A 5,267-nucleotide genomic window follows, 5' to 3' on the forward strand; every position below is an offset into this window, starting at 1 on the left:
GCTGAAACCCGTTAAAAACGGGTTAAATGGTTTTAGGCTGACGGCTGATAGCTGATAGCTGAAGGCTTACCCCATAATACACCTTGGGTTGAAACCCAAGGCTAATAGCTGAAACCCGTTAAAAACGGGTTAAATGGTTTGAAGCTGATAGCTGAAGGCTTACCAAAATTTAGCCAACCTCTAGACAACACCTTTATTTTGTATTATATTTGTAGTATAACAGATTTATTCTGAGTAAAACCATGGCCTATCAAGCCTTAGAAGTCAAAACCCCAAAACCCGTATTATCTTGGGCCGGACACCCATTAGAGTCCCAAGAAACCCAAATGGCGAAAAACGTCGCCTCCCTTCCTTTTGTCTTCAAGCACGTTGCCTTAATGCCCGATGTTCACTTAGGAAAAGGGGCATTAGTTGGCTCTGTTATTGCCACCAAAGATGCCGTAATTCCTGCTGCTGTCGGGGTAGATATTGGTTGCGGGATGGCTGCGGTAAAAATGCCGTTTAATGGGGATCAATTAGACGGAAAACTCAAGAAAATTCGTAAGGATATTGAGGCAGCTATCCCCGTTGGGTTTGAGCAGAATAAAGATATTGAGAAAAATGTCATTAACTGGCAAGGATGGCAACAATTTAAAGACCTCCATTCCGGTGTAAAACGGTTAGAAAATAAAGCTCTCAAACAAATGGGGTCTTTAGGGGGAGGAAATCATTTTATTGAACTCTGTTTAGACAGTGAAAATAATGTCTGGCTGATGCTTCATTCTGGGTCACGACATATCGGCAACCAGTTGGCACAATGTCATATTAAGACTGCCAAAGAATTGCTGAAACTCTCGGAACAAAAACTCCCTGACCCCGACTTGGCGTATTTTGTGGCTAATACTCCCGAATTTGCAGCCTATTGGCGCGACTTACAATGGGCGCAAAATTATGCTCGTTATAACCGGGATGTGATGATGGCACGGTTTAAACAAATTGTCGAGCAACATTTAGCAGGAGGGAAAGCCACTAAACCCCTTTTAATGGTCAATTGTCATCACAATTATGCCGAAAAAGAGGTGCATTTTGGGGAGGAAGTTTATGTCACCCGTAAAGGGGCTGTTCGCGCCCAACAAGAGGATTATGGTATTATTCCAGGTTCAATGGGGGCCAAGTCGTTTATTGTCAAAGGAAAGGGCAATGTAGAGAGTTATTGTAGCTGTAGTCATGGGGCAGGCCGTCAGATGTCTCGGAGTAAGGCGAAAAAACAGTTTACGGTGGATGATTTACTCTCGCAAACGGAGGGGGTAGAATGTCGTAAGGATAAGCACGTTTTAGACGAAATTCCGGGGGCTTACAAGTCCATTGATGAGGTGATGCAGCAACAATCTGATCTAGTGGAGATTGTGGCAACATTGAAACAAGTTGTTTGTGTGAAAGGGTAATTTTCAATGGATAATGGATAAGTGGTTATGGTGTTAAGAAACCGGGTTTCTTTGAGAATTGTGAGATCATATTATAAATTTGGATAGAAACCCGGTTTCTCCGCCAACTAATAACCAACAACCAATACACAACAACTAATAAACAACAACTAATAAACAACAACTAATAAACAACAACTAATAACAAAATATATGTTAGGCGCGATCGCAGGTGATATTATAGGCTCAGTGTATGAGGCGAATGGGACGAAAAACAAGCACTTTCAGCCTCTTTTTGCCCCTCAGAGTACCTTTACCGATGATACCGTTTTAACGGTAGCAGTCGCGGATACCCTGTTAACCCAAGGGAATTATACCGAGACATTGCAAAACTATACCCGACGCTATCCCAAACGGGGATATGGGGGCAACTTTTCCCGATGGGCAGCATCAAATCACCCTAAACCGTATAATAGTTGGGGGAATGGCAGTGCTATGCGCGTGAGTCCTGTGGCCTACGGGTTTGACACCTTAGCAGAAGTCCTCGCAGAAGCGAAACGAAGTGCCGAAGTCACCCACAACCACCGCGAAGGGATAAAAGGGGCCCAAGCAACAGCAGCAGCTATATTTTTCTGCCGACAAGGGAAAGCAAAACCAGAAATTCGGGACTATATTGAAACCACCTTTCACTACAACTTACAACAAACCCTAGACGAAATTCGCCCCCAATACAGCTTTGATCTCTCTTGTCAAGGGTCCGTCCCCCAGGCCATTATTTCTTTTTTAGAGTCCGTGGACTTTGAAGACACCATTCGTAATGCCATTTCTTTGGGGGGAGATAGTGATACAATTGCCTGTATTGCAGGAGGCATGGCAGAGGCATTTTATGGCAAAGTCCCAGATCATATTGCCGACCAAGCAAGTATGGCGTAAATTAGATAATGATTTAGCGAAGGTTGTCAAACAATTTCAGTTGACATTTAGTTAGGGGTGTTGTTAGTTCTTGGTTGGGGGGAGAAACCGGGTTTCTGTTAGAATTGTGAGGTTATCTTATAACTTTAGATAGAAACCCGGTTTCTTAATACCATTATTGTTTATTGTTAATTAAACGCCATAAACCATCGTACAATTGCGCCCATTATTTTTAGCTAAATAAAGAGCTTTATCAGCAGATTGGACAACCGCTTCTCCTGTTGTGCCATGGTCGGGAAAAATAGCAATTCCGAGAGAAATAGTCACTGATCCTAACCGTTGGCCATGATGCTTAAATTGTAATCGTTCCACCCGTTGGCGAATTTGTTCGGCCCGTTGGTGACTGTCTGCTACAGTTGCTTCGGGTAAGATTAATAACAGTTCCTCCCCTCCATACCGACAGGCCACATCGGACCCACGAATGTTACGTTTGAGGAAGTGACTCAAGACCCGTAACACGCGATCGCCCGCATTATGACCAAAAGTATCATTAAACTGTTTAAACCGATCCACATCCAATAAAATCACCCCCACTGTATGATCTCCCCGTTTAGCCCGTCGGATTTCTTGTTCTAAGGATTCTTCCATGTAGCGACGATTATATAACCCCGTCAAGGGATCACGAACACTTTGACTGCGGAGGTTTTCCCGTAACTCCAAATTGGCTAACGCTAACGCCAAATGTTCCGTCACCGTCCGGGCAAAGCGACGTTTCGCTTCAGTTAACTCCCCAAAACGGTTTTCTTGAATATACAAATAGCCCAGAGTATCCCCTAAGGCCACCATAGGTAAACAGAGATAGTTTTGAGAGGGGGGGGAGGTGGTTGCAGCATAGCAGTCCTCCAGTTGTTCTACATTCATGGGGAGGGGAGAAGTGGAGTCTGAGGCCATGTTTTGGCCCCAATGGGCGACTAATTCGGGATGTTGGCTTTCTCGCTCCAGTAAATATAAACTCCCAGTACAGTTGGGAAACATGGGATGGAGATAGTCCACAATTCCCTCACAGGCCCCTTTCACCGAGGAACAGACTTGTAAAAACTCATTCATTTCCTCTAGAAGCTGCATTTCTGCGTTCCGCGTTTCTAGTTCATTCACCTTTTCGTGTAACTGGAGATTGGCCTGGAGGAGGGCGGATTCTACGACTTTGCGATCGGTGATATCGCTGGCCGTACCGAGGATTTGTTGGGGTTTCCCGTCGGCAGTGCGGGCAAACACCGTATCTCGACTAACAAACCAATGCCATTCACCCTGGATATCTTTGAGGCGATATTCAATTTCAAAAATATCCCCATCTTGGGCGGCCTGTAATTGTTGATAATAACTGGAGAGGCAGGCCAAGTCGTCCGGGTGCATGACTTGCTTTAGAAATTGTTGATTGAGGGGAATGTTGGCATCATATCCCAGTACACTGCTAATTTTTTGGTTGGCGTAAACGCTGCATCGGTCAAGGAGGTCGTAAATATAGAGAATATTGGGGGTGGAGTTGGTAATTTTTTCGATGAAATGCTGTTTTTCTTGTAAAGCGTGTTCGGTTTGTTTCCGTTCGGTGATGTCGGTGGAGATACCTGCCACGCGATGGACTTCCCCTTGGTTGTTGACGATGGGAAAAGCGCGATCGCAAAGCCACTTCACCGTCCCATCAGGACGGATAATCCGAAACTCTTTCTCCGTATCAATCCCTTGCGATTGCAAGGTTAACGACTGCAAAACCGCCTTTCGATCATCCGGATGAATGGCCTCTAGCCAACTCAACGGCGACTCATACGCACTGTCACAAGACCGCCCCCAAACCCGTTCGTAGGCTTGATTCACATATAACAATTTTTGCTGTTCCGGTTCATAGAGCCAAAACACATCCTGAACCGTATCCGCCAATTGTCGAAAGCGTTCCTCACTTTCCTGTAATGCCGTTTCCACTTGTTTCCGGCGGTGAATCTCCTCAAAGGCCCCTAAAAAATATTTCGGCTCTTGGGTCTGACGGTCTCGCACTAGAGTTAAGGTAATTTGTACCCAAATCAGAGTCTGATCTTTATGTAGAATTTGCGTTTCTTGGGACAAATGGCTCAGTTGTCCTTGCTTTAACTGCTCAATGGTTTGCTGATAATCAGCTTCTTCTTCGGTCGGGAGAAGCTCCTTAAAGGTCAAGGCCAATAACTCTGGGCGGTCATACCCTAAAATTTGGCTAACCGTCTGGTTCACTCGGAAAAAATGACCTTCTAACGTCATCAACACCATCCCCACTGCGGCCTGTTCAAAAATTGCCCGAAACCGATCCTCACTTTCTTGTAAGGCTTGTTCGGATTTTATGGCAAAGTCCTCCCCTTGACAAGATTTTTCCTGTTGCCAACGGTTTCGCCTCTGCACCAGCATCCCAAGCAGGCCACTTCCCCCAATGGTCAAAGATAAGAGTATCAAGAACCAATGCTCTGCTTGCAGACAAAACTCCGGTAGTCCTAACTCATTAAAGACCATAACACCGATGATTAACTCTGCAAGTCCCAATCCAGCCCAAAGGGAGATTAAGAAGGTAAGTCCAAGTTGCTCGAAGGGTTTGCTCATCACACAATCACATCAAGAAATGGGCGAGAAACTGCCCGAGTCAAAATCAAAAAAATTGTTAACTGGCTTAACCTCTACTGCTAGAATCAAAGGGCGATCGGGTTTTTCTGATGGGTTGGATACTTCAGAGACGGGTTAAGACTCCTACATCACTATCAGACGTTTTTTGTCTTGTCAGTCGAGTCGGCAATACTCAACAAAAGAGCCGCGGGACTCCCCCACCTCGGAACAGGTGGGGGAGGAAAGCGGGTGAGTCGATACCGCTTCTCCTGCGGAGACGCTGCGCGAACGATGCGGCTGAGACTCACAACCTCTTAGGCTACGCATAGACCA

The 5,267-nt window shown here is 45.5% G+C and carries 3 protein-coding genes; 2 read left to right on the plus strand and 1 reads right to left on the minus strand.

Going from position 1 to position 5,267, the window contains the following annotated elements:
• Positions 1-242 precede the first annotated feature (242 nt).
• Together PN462_RS12905 and PN462_RS12910 are read left to right on the plus strand one after the other, a co-directional pair.
• On the plus strand, positions 243-1,424 hold the full coding sequence (locus PN462_RS12905) for an RtcB family protein (protein WP_272128681.1): 1,182 nt from the start codon (positions 243-245) through the stop codon (positions 1,422-1,424).
• Between the two features lie 192 nt (positions 1,425-1,616).
• A complete protein-coding gene (locus PN462_RS12910; RefSeq protein WP_272128682.1) occupies positions 1,617-2,336 on the plus strand; it encodes an ADP-ribosylglycohydrolase family protein in 720 nt (239 codons plus the stop codon).
• 171 nt (positions 2,337-2,507) lie between these two features.
• On the opposite strand, the gene PN462_RS12915 is transcribed toward PN462_RS12910, so the two are convergent.
• On the minus strand, positions 2,508-4,934 hold the full coding sequence (locus PN462_RS12915) for a GGDEF domain-containing protein (protein ID WP_272128683.1): 2,427 nt from the start codon (positions 4,932-4,934) through the stop codon (positions 2,508-2,510).
• Positions 4,935-5,267 lie beyond the last annotated feature (333 nt).

This window comes from Spirulina sp. CS-785/01, from assembly GCF_028330525.1.
GTDB lineage: Bacteria > Cyanobacteriota > Cyanobacteriia > Cyanobacteriales > Spirulinaceae > JAQMSD01.

Coding starts and splice junctions, on each gene's coding strand:
- PN462_RS12905 (WP_272128681.1), top strand. CDS start 243: ATGGCCTATCAAGCCTTAGAAGTCAAAACCCCAAAACCCGTATTATCT.
- PN462_RS12910 (WP_272128682.1), top strand. CDS start 1,617: ATGTTAGGCGCGATCGCAGGTGATATTATAGGCTCAGTGTATGAGGCG.
- PN462_RS12915 (WP_272128683.1), bottom strand. CDS start 4,934: ATGAGCAAACCCTTCGAGCAACTTGGACTTACCTTCTTAATCTCCCTT.